This is a genomic window from Proteiniclasticum sp. C24MP, from assembly GCF_043951855.1.
In the GTDB taxonomy this organism is placed as follows: domain Bacteria; phylum Bacillota; class Clostridia; order Clostridiales; family Clostridiaceae; genus Proteiniclasticum.
The window spans coordinates 1-20,481 of sequence record NZ_JBINJW010000021.1 but is presented as its reverse complement, the minus strand read 5'-3'; the positions used below and the strand labels follow the sequence as shown (position 1 = coordinate 20,481).

The window sequence follows — 20,481 nt, the reverse complement described above, 5'->3', positions numbered from 1 at the left end:
AAAATGGAAGAGGCTTCAAGGCTCCTCTTTGCGGAGCTTTGAAACCTCTTCTTTTCATTTTTCGCTTTTCTTTTTGTTCTTTTCAGTTCATCAGGGCTACGGCTCTGGAGCAATAGGTACAAAGGATTCTTCCAGCGTTTCAAGATTCAGCCTTGTCACTCTTCTCTGCTCGTCGTTGGTGATGTAATACAGATATTTTTCTGCAATGTTGAAGCTGCTGACATACTCTCTCTTCTGAAGCAGGGTCGCTTCACTGCCATCAGGCCTGCTTCTATAGATGCCCTGATCCTCATTGTCCTGTCTTACGCCACTCCAGTAATAGTAGATCCACTCTTCATCTTGGACGATGTCACTGATCCAGGTATCGAGAAAATCCGTGATCTCTCCTGTCTCCGCATCGTATCTTTTCATGCCTTTCGTATCGCCGTTTCTGCTGATGTAGATGATATCCTCCATGGCCACATGGATGGTGCCACCGAACGTGCCCACCGGATCCACTTTCTGCGGTTCGCCTCCTGAAAGCGGCATCTTGTAGATGTAGCTTAATGCATCATCGTTGTCCAGCGAAGCATGAATGTAGAGGCTGCCTTCCAGAATGACAATCTGAGGATAGGCCCCTTCCAGAAGAAGGGTCTCCTCGGTGCCGTCATATTTCATGCGCATGAAGTTTCCATCCATGACATCATAGAAGTAAAGATACTCCTCATACAGCACCAGCTCTTCGAAATAGCCTTCTTTCAGAAGCCTTACATCACTTCCATCCAGTCTGCTCATGAAGATCCCAGATAGCGCGAAATCATCCGGATTCATAGGATCCACATCTCCCACAGCAAATATTCTGCCGTCTCCCACATTGATGTCATGCAGCGTGCCTTTCACAAGAAGCTGCGTTTCATCGGTTTTCACATCGGTTCTCATGAGATTTCCATACATCATCTTGTCGGAGTGATACACATATCCCTCGTGATAGGCTGCAGTTCCGTCATGAAGCAGATTGCTCATGAGATTGCCCGGTCCCTTGAGAGATAGCGTCACATCCTCCTGTTCGGCTTCCTCTGATTCTCCCTCTGTCTCCGCCTCCTGATTTCCTGAAGGCTCCTCCACCTCTTCTCCTGTAGAAGGTTCTTCCTGAACCGGATCGCCGGAGCTCTCTTCCGGCCGTTCTCCGGCTCCACATCCAGTGAATACGGTCGCTATGAATAATAGCGTGAGCAGTAATGAAATCAACTTCTTCCCCATGTTTCTCGTCCCCTTTTACATCCGTTTTATGAATCGCTTTTATGATAGTATTATATTACGTGAACAGTATACTGGGATAGAAAAATATCATGATGTTATCCTCATATTCCAGAAACCCCCATGAATGATCGCTGTGATCTTTCATGGGGGTTTCTGAAATTAGTTTCATCTATCTTTTTTTGATTTTGCAGAAAATCCTACCTGATGACTGTCACTCTCTCACTCAGGGGAAGCGTCGTCTTCTCTCCCGGTTCGCTGACCGGATTTCCGAATACCAGCTGTCCCAGAAGCTTATAGTCTTTATGGATACCGAAGGCTTCTGCCACTTCCTCATCGATGAGCGGATTGTAATGCTGTATGGATGCGCCCAGACCTTCACTTTCAAGGGCTGTCCAGATGATGAACTGCAGGATGCCGTTTCCCTGATGGGCCCATGGCACGAAATTGTCCTTGTATAGAGCAAAATCCTCTTCCTGCTTTCGGATGACTCTGGTATCTTCATAGAAAAGCACTGTTCCGTATCCTGCCTTGAAGGAGTCCAGCTTCTCTTTCGTTCTCTTGAAATCCATATCCGGAACGATCTTCTTCAGCGTATCCTGAACTATGTTCCAGAGCCTGTCATGCTGCGCTCCGAAAAGGACCACCACTCTTGAACTCTGCGCATTCATTGCTGAAGGCGCATTTACCACCGCCTGGTTGATGATCTCCTCGATTCTGTCTCTGCTGACGATTTCCTTCTTGTCCAGGGCATAATGAGACCTTCTCTTAGCCACTGCTTCTAAAAACACATTTGCACTCATATCTTCTTCTCCTTGTAATCTTTCCTTCTATCTCTCTATCTTTCCTTCTTCAGGGTCTCATAGACCCTCTGAAACACTTCTTTGGGCTGCGCTCCGCTGACCTCGGCCTTGCCGTCAAAGAGAAAGTACGGGACTCCTCTGATGCCCAGCTCCTGCGCGCTTGACAGGTCTCTTTCCACAGCCTCTTTCATGGTGTCTGAGCCCAGAGCTTCTCTTGCTTCCTTCTCCTCCAGTCCTGCCTCTTTCCAGAGACTCAGGAGGACATCCTGGTCATTGATATTCAGTCCATCCACAAAATGACCTCTGAAAAGGGCATTCATGACTTCCTCATCCTTTCCCTTCTCCTTAGCCAGGTGAACCAGTCTGTGCGCATCATGGGTATTGGCTCCTCTTGCTTCAAAGATGTTCATGGGTAGACCAGCTTTTTCCGCCATCTCCTCCACGCCTCGCATTCTCGCTTTCGCCTCTTCTACGGAAAAGCCGTACTTATCCGCCAGGGACTGCACTGTGTTATGCGATTGGGTCCTGCTTGCATAAGGGTCCAGTTCGTAGCTTCTGTTCACAACCTCGATGGTCTCGCCCTCGGGCAGATCCTCAAGGAAGCGATTGAAATTGTTTTTGCCTATATAGCAGAAAGGACATACAATGTCCGTCCATATTTCAACTCTCAATGGAATTCCTCCTTTATTTCTCTATTGATGCTCGCACTGTGTTTTACAGTCTCGCTTTCAATCCTCTTCTATTATAGCCTTATTTCATATTTTATGCAATTTCATTTTATAAAATATGAATACCCGCTGCACTGCATACGCCCTATTGATGCTTCTTCCAGGAAAGATTTGCTGTCTAACTCCTTCCGCATATGGTAAAATGAAGGTAGAATATTAGAATTTTCAGAGTAATCAGAGGAGGTCATTGTATTGATCAATATAGTACTATTCTGCTCCACGGGTTTGTCCACCAATCTACTGATCAGGAAGATCGAAAATGCTGCCGAAAAAAAGGACATCACCGTGAATGTGAAATCCTATCCGGAATCCATCATGAAAAAATACATCAGTGGTGCGGATGTGGTTCTCGTGGGACCCCAGGTGAAGCATGCGCTAACTGAAATCAAAGAAGAGTGCGACGCGCACGATGTTCCGCTGGAAGTCATTCCCACAAGAGACTACGGACTCATGGACGGAGAAAAGGTTCTGGCTCAGGCTTTGAGGCTGTTCAGTCTACATAGTCCGGAAAAAGAATAATCCATAGAATAAACTAAAGCGTTTCTTCCCTCACCGGAAGAAACGCTTTTTTGAACTCTGGATTGATTTTTCCCATCTGCACCTGGAATCAGATCTTGTGAATCCCCTTCCAGTTGGCATCTCCATGCATGATGCCCATGACGATGCTGACGGAATATACGATTTTAGGGTCAAGCATATAGCTGTCCATGAGCCCTATGAAGATGAGAACAATCATGGATACCATGAATCCCACATACATGACCTTCATCACAGGCTGAACCTTTATGGACTTGTTATAGGTGGCGATGCCTCTGATCTTGAAAAAGAGAATGAGCCCGCCAAGAACAAGACCGATCAGTCCCATCTCCATGACCACCTGCAGAACCGCATTATAGGGCCTGTTGACAAGATCCAGATTCAGAAGCTGCGGTCTGCCCACCATGAAGCTTCTGAAAGTTTCATCGAAGGTGTTGAATCCTTTGCCGATGAAGATGGTCGAAAGGTTTTCCTTCACCACTTCCAGATAGAACTGCGCTCTGTTCATTTCCTGACTGAGTGCGAAGAACTGGCCATGCCTTCTGGAAAACACCGGAATGAGAATGAGAAAAACTCCAGTGGGAACCAGCGCGATGAGAAACTTCATGGAGTACAGGAAGGACAGCAGACCCAGCCCGATAAAGAGACCGATGACGGCGATTCTTGAACCTGTCATGAAGATGGACACCAGGGCAACACCCAGGACAAAGAGATAGAATCTGGACTCATGGTCCTTTTCCTTGTAGATATAAAGCCCAAGGGCGGGGAACAGCGGTATCAGCATGAAGTAGGCCAAGGCCGCAGGATTCTCCATGAAGGAGTAATTGACGGAAGGATCAAAGGGAATCCCCCTGACGATTTCATCATAAACCACCTGCCCCACATGGTAGATGCCCACCAGAAGAACCGAGAAAAAATACGTCTTGATCAGGGTCATGGTATGGTTGGGCCTGTTCAGCACATATTTCAGCACGAAGAACATGACAAACGCCGATGCATAAATGAGGATTCCCCGTAAGGTCCCCATGGGATCTCTGGAATAGATCAGGGTCAGGACCTGAAGAAGAAGGAAGAGAAAGGTCGCCAGCCCATAGGCAAGCTTATTCTGTTTTCTGCCACGCCGGATCTTCTTCAGGGCATCCTTGTCCACATAAAGGTGCACGGCAAAAAAGAGCCCCATGAAGACACCGATCCAAGGCGTATTTTCTTCTGGAACCACAGGATACAGTGCTATGGATAGGAGCATGACCTTAAAAAGCGTATTTCTTCCAAAAATCTCCATGATGTCCTCCGTTTAATAAATATATAACAAATATACACCATTTCAGACAAATAAAAAAGAGGCCCGTAGGCCTCTCTGAATCACAAATAATTATTCTACTGTGATTGCAGCTACTGGGCAGCTTTCTACAGCTTCCTCAGCTAAGTCTTCTTCGCCAGCTGGAACTTCGTCAACTATAACATAAGCCTTTCCATCATCATTCATATCGAAGATTGAAGGAGCAACGCTTGGACAAACTCCACATCCGATGCAAAGATCCTGATCTACAAATGCTTTCATATACAACACCCCTTTTATACTTTATATCCCTATTATAAATAACTTTATAACAAAGTCTATGAACAAATTGTAAACTTTTTGTACAACTTGCTAATATTTGATACTGATTTTTCCGGAAACCGTTGACACATCTACCTTTACAGTATTGTTAACATTTCTCTCCAGAGATTGTGAAGATTGATTCACTCCATCACCAGTATCCACGGTGATTTTCCCGCTGATACTGGAAAGGTCATAGCTGAGATCTTCGATCTCTTCTATTTCCACTGCAGCCGCTCCGGAAATCGTGGAGATCTCAGAATCCTCTGTCAGACTTTCTGCCGTGACAATGACACTTCCTGACACGGACTCCAGACGGAAGGTCTCCTTCACTCCGGTAGCCGTGATTCTTCCAGACACTGTCTCACCTTCCAGAATGCGGACAGGACTGTAACTGATGAACTGTCCGGAAACGCTGCTGAACCGGATTTCCTCATGTTCTCCGTCTTCCAGAACGATATCTCCTGAAATGTTTTCCACCCGCACATTTCTTGCACTGATGCCCTCCATGGTGATTTCTCCGGAAACATTTTCAAAATGCACATCTTCCTTGTACTCTTCCGGAATCATCAGCGTAATATCCATATCGTAGCTGCTGCCGATCCCGAAATTCAGGTTGCTGATGTCTTTGTAGAAATAGATGCCAAGTTCCGTGGCACTCTCCTCCACCTTCAGATAACGCTCAAGGTAACGCTCAGGTACATTTCCTTCCACAAGAAGCTTTATCTCATCTCCGTCATAGCCGATGACTTCCAGATCTCCGATGGGGGTATCCACAAGAATCATCTCCTTGCTGCCCATGGGATAGGAAAGATCCTCGCTGACTTCCACGCCACTGCCGAGATTGATGCTGATATCATTCCCTCCGATGAGGTTTCTGATCTCATTGGCGATCTCGCCTGTGCCGAGTCCTGATTCAAAAATGATATAGGCACCGATGCCGATGGATACGGATGCGATGATCAGCGTGGTTACAACAATTTTCTTAAATCCGCTCATTTTTTATTCCTCCAGAGTTTCGCCGGGGTCGCTAGCCCAGCATTCTTTTAAAAATATTCCAGATCGTGAAAAGAATCCATTTGATGATTCTTATGACAACAGCTGTTACAAGCACAAAAACTGCCAGGACGGCAATACCGAAGAAAAACAGCGCGAGCTGCGGGATATTGAATCCTGCAGAAGCGGGGAAAACCATGATGAGAATCGGGGAGGCCAGCAGCACAAGTGCCGCCACCAGAAGGAAAAGAGCCATGGTGAACAATCCTATGACCACAGAACCCAGAATACTGATCAGTACAGGTCCGAAGAAGATGATAAACAGTATAAGGGCGATGAGTCTGGCTGTCTGATTGGTGCCCTTGCCGTTTTTATATGGTCCCATGGTTTCCCTCCTCTCTTTTTCTAAACTATACCCTTCGAGAATTAAAAGTGAATTAAAAATCAGAAGCACTTCCAGAGAAAAGAGTGCTTTCCTCTTTTCTAATAGGCTGAAGATCCCTGCCGCAGGAAAACCTTTCCTTCCACGGTAGAGTATTCAGGAGATTCATAATATAATGAAAGGGAGAATGAATGGGGGGATGAAGTTGTCACAGGTATTAGGAATCAGCGTACTGACCAACATCAGAAAGGCCCTGACACTGTCAGGTTTTCTGAGAAAAATAAGTTACACGAAAACGGAGATGCTCGATGCTACCGGAGAGAAGAGATTCACGCAAGGCATCACGAGACTTCTGGAAAACAGAGACTACAGCGTCCAGAGCTTGCTTCCGGTCGTCAGGGAAGCCTTCGGTTCCCTGGGTCGCATAGAAAAAATGGATCTTGAGATGATCTATGACTATCTGGTCCTGAAAGTGGACGAGGATGCGAGAGATCGGGTTTTCACCAAAGAGGAAAGAGATTTCATCATGATTTTCATCGCAGTGTACGAAGTGATGCTGAAAAACGAAGAAGCATCCGGAAGCGATGAATTCTATATCACACATGGGTTTCAGTTTCTGACCAAGAAAGAAGTCCAGGAACTGGAAAACGAGGAATACAAGCGCTTCATAAGGGCTTTCAAGGAAGATCACATCTACGCGCTCATGAAGATGTCCAGAGACCTCTTGGGTTACAACACCCTGGACCATGTGGTGGGCGTCCATCATGTGGGCATGTTCATTGCAAGGCAGCTGAAGAGTCTGGGGCTTCCCATCGATCTGGGCAGAGTTTCCGGTGCTCTGGCAGGACACGACATCGGAAAATACGGAGTCAAGCTCAGTGAAATGAGAAGAGTCCCCTATCTCCATTACTACTATTCGGATATCTGGTTCAAAAAGCACGGCATAGATTACATCCGAAACGTTGCCGTGAACCACAGCACCTGGGATCTGGAACTGGAAAACCTGTCCCTGGAAGCGCTGGTGCTCATCTACTCCGACTTCAGAGTGAAGAACAGAAGCATAAACGGAAAAGAGGAGATGTTCATCTACCCGCTGGATGAATCCTTCCATGTGATTCTGGAGAAGCTGGACAATGTGGACGAGGCGAAAAAGAGAAGATATGAAAGAGTGTATGCGAAACTGGAAGACTTCGAGATTTATCTGAAGAGTCTGGGCGTGGAAGTCAGCGTAGCAGGAAAAGAAGAAAACAGAAAAATCGTGGAGTCACGAAAAAACATAAGCACCCTGAAGAAGCCTGCCATCTGCTTCGGCGATGAGATCATCGACAGGCTTAAATATCATGCCATTGATCACAACATCAAAGTCATGCATCTTCTACGAGATGAGTTCAGCATGGATACGCTTCTTGAAGAGGCCAGGTCTCTTCGTGACTGGAAGGACCTGAGAGAATACCTGCGCATCTTCGAAGAGTATTCCACTTACCTGACCCAGGGACAGAAGCTCCAGGTCATAAGCTTTCTGCTGGAATGCCTCATTCATCCGGAAGATGACATAAGGTATCACAGTGCGGAAATGCTTGGAGACATCATCGGAAGCTTCGATGAGGACTACCGGAAGGAGATCCCTCTGGAAGAAGTGGCTCCTTCCTCCAACGTGTCAGGTCTTCGTCTTCTGGATTCCACGCTGAAGAAGATTCTCTATCCCGGCCACAAGGTCATAGACAGCCACAAGATGCAGCTGGGCTACTCCCTTTCCACCATGATCAAGAACCTCTTTGACAGCCTGCCTGAATCAAGAATCGGTGAATATACAGCTGTAGTGGAAAAGTATTATGAAAACATCAGCCCGAAAAGACAGGAGACCAATATTTTCCTGACGGAAGCGATCCGTTATATCCCATTTTCAGGAAAGCTGAAAGAAGACTTCTATCGTACGGTGCTCAAAGGCAGCATCATGCAGAGAGTTTCGGTGCTGGAACTCATCACCACCAGCTACCCCATCAGTCACTACAGTGAAGAGTTCATCGAGTATCTGAGCACAAGGCTTCAGAAGGTGAATAGAAAGACGGACATCACAGAGGTCTTTCTCTATATGAAACTGGCGGGTCAGCTTTCCATGCCGGAAAAGCGCAAAGCACTGGAAACGGATCTCAAAAACAGAAAAGCGGAAATGGAAGAAGTGTTCCTGAACAACCTGAAGACCGCCACCCACTGGATCGCCAAGAGAAACAACATCAGGCTCCTGGTTTTCTATACCCTGGATGGAAACCTCATCTCTCCCATCAACACTTCCCTTCATCTGTGCAATCTTTTGAAGGTTTCGGCCATAGAATCCGTTCGAAGAACCGCCGGCAATGCCCTCATGACCCTCATGAGAAGACTTTCCTCCTATGAGCGCAATGAAGTGGCCGTGGAGCTTCTGCGTGCCCTTGAGATCGAAGGACACCGCTTCACGGAATATATTCCGAAACCGCTCGGGAAAGTGCTGCTGTATTTGGACATGAAGGAATTCGACGAAATCATCGACGATCTTCTCATCAAGGTGAAGACGGCCAACCCTTCGGTGAAATCCCTGCTCATAAAGACCCTGGGCACCACCCTTGAATCCTTCATTCAGTTCGGCATGAGAAGCACCGATCTGACCCAGAAGGAAAGAGTCGATCGGATCAAGAGCATGCTCAGCGTGCTTCTCTACGGTATGGCGGATTATGAGAACCTGACCATAAGAGCCTCCTTCACCACCATCGGCAAGGTCATCTTCGCTTCGGACATCCTGACACTGGAAAGCAAGAATCAGGTGTTCCTCTTCGTCTACAAGAAGCTCATCACGCTTCTGACCAATGAGACGAGAAACCTCCTGTTCCTCTGCCAGAGTGTAGGGCTTAACAACATCTATCGTTTCATGAACGACTATCTTCATGAAAACAAGCAGTTCATCCATGCAAGCACCACGAAGTATGCCTTCTTCCCCGGTACCTTTGACCCCTTCACCCTCTCTCACTTAGCCATTGCCAAACTGATCCGAGATGAAGGGTATGAAGTCTATCTCTCCATCGACGAGTTCTCCTGGTCCAAGAAGACCCTGCCGAACAACGTCAGAAGAAGAATCCTTGAGATGAGTACTGCGGGAGAACTGGACCTGTATCTCTTCCCTGCGGATATTCCCGTGAATATCGCAAGCGATGAAGATCTGCTGAAGCTGAAAACCATCTTCAATGAAGAGGTCTACATGGTCTGCGGCAGTGATGTGGTCATCAATGCTTCCAGCTACAAGAGCGAACCCACGGAGCATTCCATACACACCATCAACCATCTGGTCTTTGACCGCACCAGAATCCGCGGAGCCAGAAAAACCATAGAAAGCCTGGTGGAACATGTGGTCTTCATGGATCTGCCCAAAGAGCTGAAAGAAGTCAGTTCTTCGAAGATCCGCACCAACATCGATGAGAACAGAGACATCTCTAGCCTCATCGACCCCATGGCGCAGAATTATATCTACATGAACGGATTCTATCAGAAAGCGCCTGTGGACAAATCACTGGTGAGTCTCACCTTCCTTGAGAAAAAGATCTATCGTGAGATGGACCCTGAACTCTCAGAAAGCATAGACAGACTTTTCCCCACAAGCAGACACGTGATTTCGAGATTCATCAAAGACACCTTCCAGAAACCTTCCGGAAGAGTCCTGACCCTGACGGATCGCACCAGCGGCAAGCCCATCGGCATGAGTATATTCCACTGGGCTAGAAGTGAGAATCTCATGGATGAGATGAAATCATCCGCCTTTGCGGACAAAGTGCGTGCGCTGAATCTGGGAAGAATCATGGTCCTTGACGGCCTCTACATCTCCGCTCCGGACAGGCTGAGAAACTACCATCAGATTCTTCTCACAGAAACCCTGTCCTTCGGTGTTTCCAGAGATTACGAGTGTGCCCTCTTCCTGCCCAAGAACAAGTACCTGAAAGAAGAGAAGTTCCTCAGTCTTCTTGGCCTTTATAATTTCAAGATGCTGGACTGCCATGAACCGGTGTACTATGTGGACATGAGTACCCCCATCGCACTGAACCTCGACATGGAGAACATCCTGAAGGATCCCTTCAGAAGCAATCAGAAGGTCAGAAACAGAATCAATGAAACCCGAGCGAACCTCATGAAGGCCATCGGCGCCCTTTATCCCGGCAATCTGGTTCTCCCCTTTGAACCCCTGATGCTCCAGCAGGGCATCATCAGTCTCATCTGTCAGGAGAACAATGTGCCCATGGAGGAAACCAAGCCCAGAATGCTCGGCCGATACATGTGTGTTCCCTACGGTGATGTACTGGACCGCTCTGTGGTCCCCAACACCGTCACCAAATCCATCCATTCGGAGAAGTATTTCAGCTCCGACATGAAGAGCTTTGCCATCCGGGAAGTGCCGTTCTACCTGACGCTGGAAAATCAGGTGAAGACGCTCTCCTCCTTCAGAAAACCGGTGATCCTGGTGGATACGATTCTGCACAAGGGGTATAGAATGAATGCCTTAAGCCCGCTTCTGAAATCCCACGGCATCGAAGTCCGTAAGATCATCACTGGAATCCTCTCCGCCAAAGGAATGGATATGATGTCCGGCAAGGAGTACAAGGTGGATGGCGTATATTATCTCCCCAGGCTCAAAGCCTGGTTCAACGAGAAGGATCTGTATCCCTTCATGGGCGGAGACGCCCTCTGGAGAGGAGAATATCCGAAGCGAAACCTCATTGAATCCATCAATCTGATCCTTCCCTATACCACACCGACCTTCATCATGGATGCCGGTGCCAAGAGCGTCTACGAACTCTCGAAAACCTCCATAGAAAACGCCATGACCATACTGAGCATCATCGAAGAGGAATTCCACAGGGTCTATGAAAGAAAACTGACCTTGTCCTCCCTGGGACAGGTCTTCAGCATGCCAAGGGTACCGGATAAGGGTCCTGACCTGACCTATGACCTCTATAAAGCACCGACCTTTTATCTTGGTTCCGATCTGGAGGAGCTGACAAGACTTGAAAAACTGATACAGTAAGGAGAAACCCATGAACATGAGTATTTTTAGAAAACATGAAATACTGGCCTATATTGAAACGAGAAGGCTTGACGGAAGTCTGGCTGTGAAAGACTTCATGAAGGATCTGGAGGAGAAGATGAGCGGACGAATCGAAGCTCTGCTGGAGGACACCGATGCGAAAGAAGACCTCCTCTCTCAGATGGAAAGCCTGATTCTTGCCGGGGACCCCCTCTTCATGATACTGGAAGAGGATGCCTTCCCTTCCAGATACATAGCAGGAACTCTGGAAGAACTGCTGGAAGAAAACGGAGCTGCCCTTCTTCTTGAAAGCGAAAACAGACTGGACTTTCAGGTCCACATGATCCGGGAAAAAGATGCTTCGATCATGACGGAAGTCATGAAGAAGAAGAAACCCTTCACCCTCTCCATTCTGGGACTGGGTGATGTGGGTGGAACACTCCTCATGGGTCTGAGACTTCTGGGAAGAGACATCCTGAAGGAAATCCGCATCTTCGATCTGGATGAAAAGAAAAGACGGCGATACTACCTGGAGATCAATGAAGTCAGTGACGGCACTGCGCTTCCACCTGTGACTGAGGCCGGAATCGAAGAGATCTTCGATACGGATGTGCTGGTGTTCACCGTATCGGTCTATATCCCCCCAGTGGGCACAAGCCTTACGGATGTAAGACTGGTGCAGTTCGAGAAGAACAGAAGGATTCTGCTTGATTATGCCCGGAAAGCGGAAGAGGCCGGATTCAAAGGTTACTACTTCATCGTCTCGGATCCGGTGGATCTTCTGTGCATGAACCTCATGGATGAAGGGAAGATTCCAGATCATAGGATACGAGGCTTCGGACTCGGCGTCATGGAAGCCAGGGCAAGATTCATCGCGAAAGAAAAAGGTGTCTTCTCCGAAGCGCTCAGAACCTTCGGACCCCATGGCAAAGGACTCATTGTGATCAATTCCACTGAAAACTATGATCCGAAGCTTTCCGAAGAACTCACACACCTGACCGAACGGGAAAACTTCCGCGTGCGAGAGACGGGTTTCAAACCCTACATCGCTCCTGCTCTTTCCTCCGGCGCCATCTCCATACTGAAAGCGCTGAATGAAGAGGAGCATCTCAGCACCTGGTATAACGGCAGGGTCTTCATGGGCTCCAGAAACACCCTGAAGGAGAGTTTCACCTTCCCAGGCAAAGTATCCCTTCCTGCGCTCAGACCGCTCCTGCGTGAAACAGAGGAGCTTCTGACTACGCTCTATGACGGCAGAGAATCATAAACTGAATAATCACAAAGAGGAAGGAAGCGGTTCCATAAACCGCTTCCTTCCTCTTTTGTCTATAACCATTCACCGTATTTCGTGAATACACTGCTTTTCTGAAAATCATCCAGGTCATCCAGCTGCTTCAATACAGAAGGCATGTCCAGCTTGTCCACCAGTGCTTCTATGATCTTCTTTCCGCGTTCTGCCATCTGCTGCCGCTCCTCTATTGTTCTGATGACATGGGTCTGGGCATGGTCGCTCTTTTCCCCGAAGTAATAGCCCACTGCTGCAGACTGGTAAGCCAGTGAGAAAAGGTTCTGAAATTCCTTGACAGAGGAATCCTTCTTCTCTTCCTCCTTCTTTTCAGGCATCAGCGGCACATCTTCGAGCCTTCCCATGATGTCGTAGGCACCCACATAGATATCGTAGAAATTCCCGTCAGGAATCAGCTCTTTGGCATGCTTGAACACAGCCATGATCAGATCAAGATAGAGTATGGGTGTCTTGGTCTCATCAAAGAAATCTCTCACCATGGGACTCAGCGTCATATGAGCTGGTCCATGGAAACTGAGATAGACCTGTTTCCGGAATCCCTGTCTCAGCAGCGATTTCGCTACCGCGTAGAGATAATCGATTCCTTCTCTGATACTGACCTGAACCGTTCCCCTGCCAGCCAGAGTGGCCCCTGCGTAAAAGTAGGGCAGGTTGTTCAGGATGACGCTGTCGGTCTTTTCAGCCATCTTCAGTGCAATGGCTTCGGATACGACGGTTTCACAGTCCAGAGGAAAATCACCATGCATCTCCACCGTACCCACTGGTACGATGATGGTTGATCGATTCTCCAGATACTCTTCCGCTTCCCTGTTCGTCAGTCTTGAAAAAATTCGTGTTCTCATTGTTCCTCCCTTTAGTTCGCTTTCAGTAGTCTCTTCTCTTTCAGTTCAGCCTGAATCTCATCCATTCTTTCCTTTGACAGATTGAAGATCAGGCCGATGCCGATGAGCTGAAGAATGGTTGTGATGACAGGCACTGCCGTGGTCAGCGTTCTGATGTTCTCCGCTACGGCAGGAGCCTGAACCGCTGCGCCGGAAACGAATCCGACCATCCCCAGCATGACACTTGCAAGCGTGGATGCCAGAGTCGAACCGATCTTACGGGAGAACGTGTAGATGGAGAACAGTGATCCATCGCTTCTTTCTCCTGTGATGTATTCATGATAATCCAGCGTATCCGTCACCAGCGCCCAGATGATCATCATGAATACGGTCTGCCCTGCATTGGCCAGTGTGTAAAGAAGCAGGAACAGATACACATTCTTTATGGGGACCAGCAGCAGAAACAGCGCAAACACGAAGTTTACTGCAGTCGATACCAGAATCAGCTTACGTTTTCCGTACTTACCCGAAAGCTTCGGAATGATGGGAAATGCGATGAGCATCATGGGAATCATGCTGAGCGTCACAAATGTCAGCACCTGAGGAGCCTGATAGTATTCCTTGTAGATGTAGGCACCCAGCTGACTGTTTCCTGTGATGTAGAGAAGACTTCCCACTGTGGCCACCATGACACCTATGAGCGGTCTGTTCTTCAGCACACTTCGGAGCACTTTACCGTAGTCGAATTTTTCGTCTGCAATCTTCGGCTGTCTTATTCTTTCCGTTGTCAGTTTCAGTGTGACTGTATAACTGATGAGAGACAGCGCCGCAAATGCAACTGCAATATAGAAGAAGTTCACCGGAACCACTTCCCCTGCCTTGTTGAAGACCAGCTGAGGAACGATGGACAGAAAACCTGCACCTACAATGAGTCCTCCAAAGGATCTTGCTCTGGAAAGCTTCGTTCTTTCCACCGGATTGTCTGTGATGACAGCCACAAGAGATCCGTAAGGCATGGAGGTTCCCGTATAGCTCATGCCATAGAAGATATACGCTGCCACGATCCAGATGTGTTTTGCAGTGGATGACCATGCAGATACATCATAGAAAGCCAGGATTACCGATAACGCCAGGGGGAACATGGCGATTTTAATATATGGCTTGAATTTGTCTCCGGACTTTCCGATCTGCCATCTGTCAGGGAAAGAGCCGATGATGGGATCATTCACGGCATCCCACAGCCTGGACCCAAGAAACAGCGATGCCATGAAATAAGGGCTGACCCCTAGCACATAGGTGCAGAAAGTGAGGAAAAACGCATCCACATAAAGGTTCACGAAACTTCCGGCCATATCACCGAAGAGATAGCCGATCTGATCTCTGACTCCAAATTTTCTCATATAATTAAACTCCTTAAAAATAATTGTAAAGACCTGGATAGTGTAAATGAATTCATTGACAACAATATAACATCACTTTGACATTGACAAAATTGATTAAAAAATCTAAAACATTGCAATTCTGGCAATTCTTCAGATTTTCTTCTATAATATGTTTGAGGTGAATATGTCATGTCTGAGAAAAGTGTCATCAATAATATAGAGTTATCCACGCTAAGTGAATTCTGTCACGAACCGTCTAAGGATGTTTTCACGGGGAATCAGCACCTGATTCTGTTCAACATGAACAGCAGTCTGATTCTATTCGTCAACAATGAGCAGCTGGAGTTGGGTCTTGGTGATATTGTTTTCGTGAAACCTCACTCGAACTTCCAGATCAGAAGCAGCATCTCGGAGGAGACAGAGAAATCATCCATCGTGATTCAGTTCAGGGAGCAGTACTGGTCTGACCTGATCAGAAAGACACCTGAACTGAATACCATTTATGAGACGAACAGTGAAGAGGATCTTATTCTACTGAAAAGTCCCAAGGCCACATGGCAGGGTCTCTACTCCGTGGTCTTCATGCTCTTTACGGAGTACACGGAGGAGAATGTGTGCAGGCCTGCAGCGGTGGAAGCACTTTTCATCACAACCATGGTGCATATGAACCGGACCGTCTATTTCCAGAAACTGAGAACCCGGCAGAAGAAGGATAATGAGATGCTCATAAAAGATATGACATACTATGTCTTTGAACATTACGCAGAGAAGATTTCACTGGATGATCTTTCCGGAGTATTCAATATCAGCAAGTCCAAAATCACCCATCTTTTCAAGGAAAAGCACAACATGTCCTTCTACCAGGTTGTGCTCCAGAGAAGACTGATCCATGCGAAGAACTCCATCCTGTCAGGCATGAATATTTCCGAAGTGGCTTTTCAGTGCGGATTCTCCGAATACACTTCGTTTTACAAGGCCTTTCGCAAGACTTTCGGTATGTCTCCGAAGTCCATGCAGAAGCAATACAAAGGCAAAATCAAGACCCCTGAACCATTTTAAGGTTCAGGGGTCTTATAGTGTATGGATCAGATTGTGTGAATCATCGCCTGGTGCATTCCAGGCGTCTGATCACACCTATCTTTATGCTGCTTTTTTCTTTCCTTTTCTTGTGATTACGCCAGCTGCGAGAATGGACATGACACCCATTCCATAGTATAAGCTGTCTCCGATTGAACCAGCTGCAGGAAGTCTGATATCCTCACCCACATGAAGGTGTTCCACATATACGTGAGAAATGACTTCTTTTTCTCTGATCATTTCAGCAATGACATCTCTTACTGGAATATAGGTATCTACAACATCCGTTGCCTTGCTGTAATCGTAATTGTCTCCACCTGTCAGAAGGAAATCCAGTGTGGATACAGTATAGGTTTCGTCATCCTTCACCAGAGTGCCGTCAAGAAGTCTGATGGTTGATATTCTGTTTCCAGCTTCCGCCTCGTCATCATACCAGACTTCGATGCCATAGAACTGTCCAGGTCTGAAATCTTCAGGATGGAGTCCGTGTTCTATGAGTTTCTTCAGTTCTGCTCCAGTGACCTTCAATGTAACCAGTGTGTTGTCAAATGGAAGAAGTTCATACATGAGCCCCATGGTGATGTCGCCCTTGTCGAATCCTCTTCTGATTCCACCACCGTTGATGATGGCAATCTGTGTTCCGCCGATTTCCGCCAGAGACTTGGCAATGAACTGTCCCATTGGGGTAACCTGCATTGTATCTGTATCATGAGGCAGATCGTTTGTAAGTGTTCCAAGAACCTCATCCAGAATCGGTGCAAGCTCTTCGTAATACTTGTCAACGATGGTCTTCACGACTGCATCTTCTTCCAGTTCAGGAATCAGTTCTGTCATGTTGATCACGTTGCCGGTGGCTGCCAGAAGCGTAACCACTGTATCATTCACTTCAAAGTCCAGTGTGATCTGTGACAGATTTCTGCCGTTGTATCCACCCTGCACGATGGCGATGTCATTGACTCTGCCATTTACAACCTGATGGGTATGTCCTGTGAAGATGGCATCGATGCCTTCCACTTCATTTGCATATTCCACGATTTCACCGGAAACGACACCGTCTTTCTGGAAGGATCCCAGATGTGTGAGCGCGATGATGGCATCCACATTTTCCTGTTCCTTCAGAACCTTGGCCCATTTATTGGTGGCTTCTGCCGGATCTGTGAAGGTATAGCCTACAACATTTTCAGCTGCAGTCTTGAACTTTGTTTCAGGTGTAGCTATGCCGATGAACCCTATCTTAACTTCTGTGCCGTTGACGATGTGTTCCTGCACCATGTATGGAACCACATAGTCATCCCATCCTTCAGGTTTCTTGTCTTCTTCCACTTCTATATTGGAAGCCAGGAACAGATATTCTCCATCCTTCGCCCAGGTAGGAATCAGATCGCTGCCCCAGTCGAATTCGTGATTACCAACTGCCGAAGCGAGCAGATTCATTTCCTTCAGGATCTCATTGACGACTTCACCATGTGTAAGGTTTGAAATCGCTGTGCCCTGGAAATGGTCTCCAGCAGAAAGAAAGTAGGTATGTGCATTTTCTGCGATTCTCTCTCTGAGGAAAGTCTGTATTCTTGCAAGTCCAGGATTTTTGCTGCTGCCTGAACTGTCCACGTTGCCATGGAAGTCATTGATGGCATAGTAGTCCATAGACAGTGTCTGTTTGATGAAAAGATTTGTTTCATAGACGAATTCGATTTCGCCCATCTCTTCAATTGCTTCTGCTATGAGATCTCTCAGCGGCAGATACGTGTCTACAACGTTGATGGCCTTGCTGTAATCATATTTGTCTCCACCAGTGATCAGAAAGTCCAGTGTGGAAACTGTGTAATACGCGTCATCTTCTACTGGGGTTCCATCCAGAAGCTGAATCTTTGTGATTTTTTCTCCTGCTTCCGCATCCTTGTCATACCAGACTTCAATTCCGTAGAACTGACCTGGTCTGAATGTTGGTGGATAGATTCCATGTTCGATGAGTTTCTTCAGTTCTGCACCGGTGACTTCCAGTGTCACAAGTGTGTTGTCAAATGGAAGAATGCTGTACATATCACCCATGGTGATGGTTCCGGCTTCAAATCCGCCTCTGATTCCTCCACCGTTTATGATGGCGATTTCTGTTCCACCGAGTTCTGCCATTGCAGCAGCTACAAACTGCCCCATTGGTGTCACCTGCATTGTATCTGTATCATGAGGAAGGTTATAGGCGATGGTGCCCAGTTCTTCTTCAAGAATCGGTCCAAGCACCACGTAATACTCGTCTATGATGGCTTTCACCGCAGGGTCTTCCACAAGATCCACCTTCATATTTCTGATGTTGATGACATCACCGGTGACCCCTGTAAGCTCCACTACAGGAGCTTCCGTAGTTCCGGTCAGGTCAAAGGCCAGTGAAACCTTGGATAGACTTCTTCCGTTGTATTGTCCTTGAACAATCACGATGCCGTTGACCATTCCATCTATCACCTGATGTGTATGTCCGGTGACGATGGCATCAAGCTCTGCTGTTACACCCTTTGCAAGGTCTGCAGCTTCACCTGTGACCACATCTCCATCCTGGTATGCGCCAAGATGTGTCAGTGCGATGACCGCATCCACATCATGGTTCGTTCTCAGTTCATTTGTCCAGTAATTCACAGATTCCGTAGGATCCGTAAAGGTGAATCCGTCAACATATTCTGCTGTTGTCTTATAGGATGTCTCTGGTGTTGCAATGCCGACAAATCCGACTCTTACTGGAACACCTTCCACCATCACTTCATGAATGTAGTATGGCTTGACATGGTCATCCCAGCCAGCAGGTTTCTTGGCTTCTTCCACTTCAATGTTGGATGCCACAAATGGGAATCCACCGCTCTGTGCCCATAATGGAATGAGGTCTGAACCCCAGTCGAATTCATGGTTTCCGATGGCTGATGCCAGAAGCCCCATATGGGAAAGAATCTCGTTGACCACTTCTCCATGAGTCAGGTTGGAAATAGGGGATCCCTGATAGTGATCTCCTGCGGACAGGAAATACGTGTGAGGATTCAGTTTCTTCTGACTTAATAGATAGGTCTGCAGTCTTGCAACTCCAGGATTGCTGGAACTGGCTGAATCGTCTACTGTTCCATGAAAATCATTGATGGAATAATAATCAAGAACTGCGGAAGCATCTAGTTCAGCGATAGCCATAGGTGCCACAGGAGCTGATGTTATCGTCAGGTCCTCTGCATCATCAGGCTCTTCCAGCGGTTCCGGAAGAGTTTCCTCTTCAGGTGCTGCGGTTTCCGAGTCGACTGCTTCTTCCTCTGGAACCTCTTCCACAGGCTCAGCAGGCTCTTCAGTCTCTGGTGCCGGTGGAACTGCTTCCTCTGCTGGTGGCTCCGCTTCAACAGCTGCCGGCGGTTCTACAACTTCATCCGCATAGAAACGCTGACCCGGAATAAGTGCAAACGAAAAAATCAGTGCCAATGCGATAGATAGAGATCGGATTGATTTTCTTTTCCTCAAAACTACACCTCCAAAAAATTTAGCCAAAAATGGCCTCTAATGTTATTATATCTGTAAGTAATGGTTTACATAACCCAAAAGACGGGTGTTTCCTGATGTTTTATAGATATGTAACAAATTGGCCTTATAAACGTTTACATAATAGAAAATATATTTTTATAATCGCCGTAAACATGCTATTATAGGCTTTACTAGATTATGTGCATAACTCATTATGTCAACTAAATTTATTAAGATACTGTTAACAGAAAGAAAAGGAATGATGTAAATGAAAATAGAACTGCATTGTCATACCACCTGCTCTGACGGAAGACTCACAACCAGTGAACTCCATGACCTGGCAGTGAAAGAAAATCTGTCCTATATGGCGCTGACGGACCATGATACCGTCAAGGGTCATTTTGAAATGATCCCGCTTCTTGACGATTCGGACTTCCGATACATACCAGGCATCGAACTGACCACAAGTCTTCATGGTGAAAGCATCCATATCCTTGGGTACTGGAATAATGAAGGATATAAGAATCAGGAATTTCTGGACAAGCTGGATGAACTGCACCATGCGCGTAATGAGAGAATCAGACAGTTCATTGTGAACCTGAAACATCATTTCGATCTGGAAATCGACTATGAAAAGCTGAGGGCATCCAACCATGGCGTGCTGACAAGAGCAAACCTCGCCCATGCGGTGCACGAGAAAGTTCCTCATCTTACCTATAATGAAGCGTTCATGAAATATCTGGATAAGAAAAGCCCGGCCTATATACCCAACATCAAAATCTCAATAGAGGAAGGAATCTCACTTCTCAGAAAACATGGTGCAGTGGTGGTCCTGGCGCACCCTGTCATTTACACCAGAAATACACTGGATGATCTCCTCACCTTTGACTTCGACGGACTGGAATGTTTCTACTTCCTGAACGACGAAGAAATGACGAAGAAAAGTCTGGAAGCCGCAAAGGCTCGAAACCTTCTTGTGACGGTAGGATCAGACTTTCATGGCATCATCGGGGATGTGAAACACGGATATCTGGGGTCCATGGAGTATGACATGGAACTTCTGAAACCCTTCCTGAACCTGTTCTG

At 47.0% G+C, this 20,481-nt stretch carries 15 protein-coding genes; 5 read left to right on the top strand and 10 right to left on the bottom strand.

Going from position 1 to position 20,481, the window contains the following annotated elements:
- Positions 1 to 96: 96 nt before the first annotated feature.
- From ACHAL6_RS12150 to ACHAL6_RS12140, 3 genes are all read right to left on the bottom strand, one after another.
- Positions 97 to 1,239 (bottom strand): DUF5050 domain-containing protein, encoded by a 1,143-nt coding sequence (locus ACHAL6_RS12150; protein WP_395270942.1) that lies wholly within the window; start codon positions 1,237 to 1,239, stop codon positions 97 to 99.
- 197 nt (positions 1,240 to 1,436) lie between these two features.
- Positions 1,437 to 2,039 carry a nitroreductase family protein gene (locus ACHAL6_RS12145; RefSeq protein ID WP_395270941.1) on the bottom strand — a complete coding sequence of 201 codons (603 nt, stop codon included), beginning with the start codon at positions 2,037 to 2,039 and terminating at the stop codon, positions 1,437 to 1,439.
- A 35-nt stretch (positions 2,040 to 2,074) separates the two neighbouring features.
- The gene (locus ACHAL6_RS12140; RefSeq protein ID WP_395270940.1) at positions 2,075 to 2,710 is read right to left on the bottom strand and encodes a DsbA family oxidoreductase; all 636 of its coding nucleotides are present in this window, start codon (positions 2,708 to 2,710) and stop codon (positions 2,075 to 2,077) included.
- Positions 2,711 to 2,959: 249 nt separating this feature from the next.
- On the opposite strand from ACHAL6_RS12140, the gene ACHAL6_RS12135 reads away from it, so the two are divergent.
- On the top strand, positions 2,960 to 3,286 hold the full coding sequence (locus ACHAL6_RS12135; RefSeq protein ID WP_395270939.1) for a PTS sugar transporter subunit IIB: 327 nt from the start codon (positions 2,960 to 2,962) through the stop codon (positions 3,284 to 3,286).
- 88 nt (positions 3,287 to 3,374) lie between these two features.
- On the opposite strand, the gene ACHAL6_RS12130 is transcribed toward ACHAL6_RS12135, so the two are convergent.
- From ACHAL6_RS12130 to ACHAL6_RS12115, 4 genes are all read right to left on the bottom strand, one after another.
- Positions 3,375 to 4,586, bottom strand: coding sequence for a hypothetical protein (locus tag ACHAL6_RS12130; protein WP_395270938.1), 1,212 nt, complete (start codon positions 4,584 to 4,586; stop codon positions 3,375 to 3,377).
- Between the two features lie 90 nt (positions 4,587 to 4,676).
- A complete protein-coding gene (locus ACHAL6_RS12125; RefSeq protein WP_395270937.1) occupies positions 4,677 to 4,865 on the bottom strand; it encodes a ferredoxin in 189 nt (62 codons plus the stop codon).
- 90 nt (positions 4,866 to 4,955) lie between these two features.
- Positions 4,956 to 5,903 carry a DUF4097 family beta strand repeat-containing protein gene (locus ACHAL6_RS12120; protein ID WP_395270936.1) on the bottom strand — a complete coding sequence of 316 codons (948 nt, stop codon included), beginning with the start codon at positions 5,901 to 5,903 and terminating at the stop codon, positions 4,956 to 4,958.
- Positions 5,904 to 5,934: 31 nt separating this feature from the next.
- Positions 5,935 to 6,285, bottom strand: coding sequence for a hypothetical protein (locus ACHAL6_RS12115; RefSeq protein WP_395270935.1), 351 nt, complete (start codon positions 6,283 to 6,285; stop codon positions 5,935 to 5,937).
- 202 nt (positions 6,286 to 6,487) lie between these two features.
- Between ACHAL6_RS12115 and ACHAL6_RS12110 the strand changes: the two genes are divergently transcribed.
- Positions 6,488 to 11,326 (top strand): cytidyltransferase, encoded by a 4,839-nt coding sequence (locus ACHAL6_RS12110; protein ID WP_395270934.1) that lies wholly within the window; start codon positions 6,488 to 6,490, stop codon positions 11,324 to 11,326.
- A gap of 16 nt (positions 11,327 to 11,342) precedes the next feature.
- Positions 11,343 to 12,593 carry a hypothetical protein gene (locus ACHAL6_RS12105; RefSeq protein ID WP_395270933.1) on the top strand — a complete coding sequence of 417 codons (1,251 nt, stop codon included), beginning with the start codon at positions 11,343 to 11,345 and terminating at the stop codon, positions 12,591 to 12,593.
- 59 nt (positions 12,594 to 12,652) lie between these two features.
- Here ACHAL6_RS12105 and ACHAL6_RS12100 read toward each other — a convergent pair whose 3' ends face one another.
- Positions 12,653 to 13,474, bottom strand: a complete 822-nt coding sequence (locus ACHAL6_RS12100) for a creatininase family protein (RefSeq protein WP_395270932.1) — start codon at positions 13,472 to 13,474, stop codon at positions 12,653 to 12,655.
- An 11-nt stretch (positions 13,475 to 13,485) separates the two neighbouring features.
- Positions 13,486 to 14,853: an MFS transporter gene (locus ACHAL6_RS12095; protein ID WP_395270931.1), complete on the bottom strand. Its 1,368-nt coding sequence runs from the start codon at positions 14,851 to 14,853 to the stop codon at positions 13,486 to 13,488.
- 171 nt (positions 14,854 to 15,024) lie between these two features.
- On the opposite strand from ACHAL6_RS12095, the gene ACHAL6_RS12090 reads away from it, so the two are divergent.
- A complete protein-coding gene (locus ACHAL6_RS12090; protein WP_395270930.1) occupies positions 15,025 to 15,894 on the top strand; it encodes a helix-turn-helix domain-containing protein in 870 nt (289 codons plus the stop codon).
- Between the two features lie 81 nt (positions 15,895 to 15,975).
- Here ACHAL6_RS12090 and ACHAL6_RS12085 read toward each other — a convergent pair whose 3' ends face one another.
- A complete protein-coding gene (locus tag ACHAL6_RS12085) occupies positions 15,976 to 19,395 on the bottom strand; it encodes a 5'-nucleotidase C-terminal domain-containing protein (protein WP_395270929.1) in 3,420 nt (1,139 codons plus the stop codon).
- A gap of 268 nt (positions 19,396 to 19,663) precedes the next feature.
- On the opposite strand from ACHAL6_RS12085, the gene ACHAL6_RS12080 reads away from it, so the two are divergent.
- Positions 19,664 to 20,481 (top strand): PHP domain-containing protein (locus ACHAL6_RS12080; protein ID WP_395270928.1); only part of this gene is annotated, 818 nt, incomplete at its 3' end.

Bases quoted from the DNA above. Each gene is read 5' to 3' on its own strand.
- ACHAL6_RS12150 (WP_395270942.1), bottom strand. From the start codon at position 1,239: ATGGGGAAGAAGTTGATTTCATTACTGCTCACGCTATTATTCATAGCG.
- ACHAL6_RS12145 (WP_395270941.1), bottom strand. From the start codon at position 2,039: ATGAGTGCAAATGTGTTTTTAGAAGCAGTGGCTAAGAGAAGGTCTCAT.
- ACHAL6_RS12130 (WP_395270938.1), bottom strand. From the start codon at position 4,586: ATGGAGATTTTTGGAAGAAATACGCTTTTTAAGGTCATGCTCCTATCC.
- ACHAL6_RS12125 (WP_395270937.1), bottom strand. From the start codon at position 4,865: ATGAAAGCATTTGTAGATCAGGATCTTTGCATCGGATGTGGAGTTTGT.
- ACHAL6_RS12120 (WP_395270936.1), bottom strand. From the start codon at position 5,903: ATGAGCGGATTTAAGAAAATTGTTGTAACCACGCTGATCATCGCATCC.
- ACHAL6_RS12115 (WP_395270935.1), bottom strand. From the start codon at position 6,285: ATGGGACCATATAAAAACGGCAAGGGCACCAATCAGACAGCCAGACTC.
- ACHAL6_RS12105 (WP_395270933.1), top strand. From the start codon at position 11,343: ATGAGTATTTTTAGAAAACATGAAATACTGGCCTATATTGAAACGAGA.
- ACHAL6_RS12100 (WP_395270932.1), bottom strand. From the start codon at position 13,474: ATGAGAACACGAATTTTTTCAAGACTGACGAACAGGGAAGCGGAAGAG.
- ACHAL6_RS12095 (WP_395270931.1), bottom strand. From the start codon at position 14,853: ATGAGAAAATTTGGAGTCAGAGATCAGATCGGCTATCTCTTCGGTGAT.
- ACHAL6_RS12090 (WP_395270930.1), top strand. From the start codon at position 15,025: ATGTCTGAGAAAAGTGTCATCAATAATATAGAGTTATCCACGCTAAGT.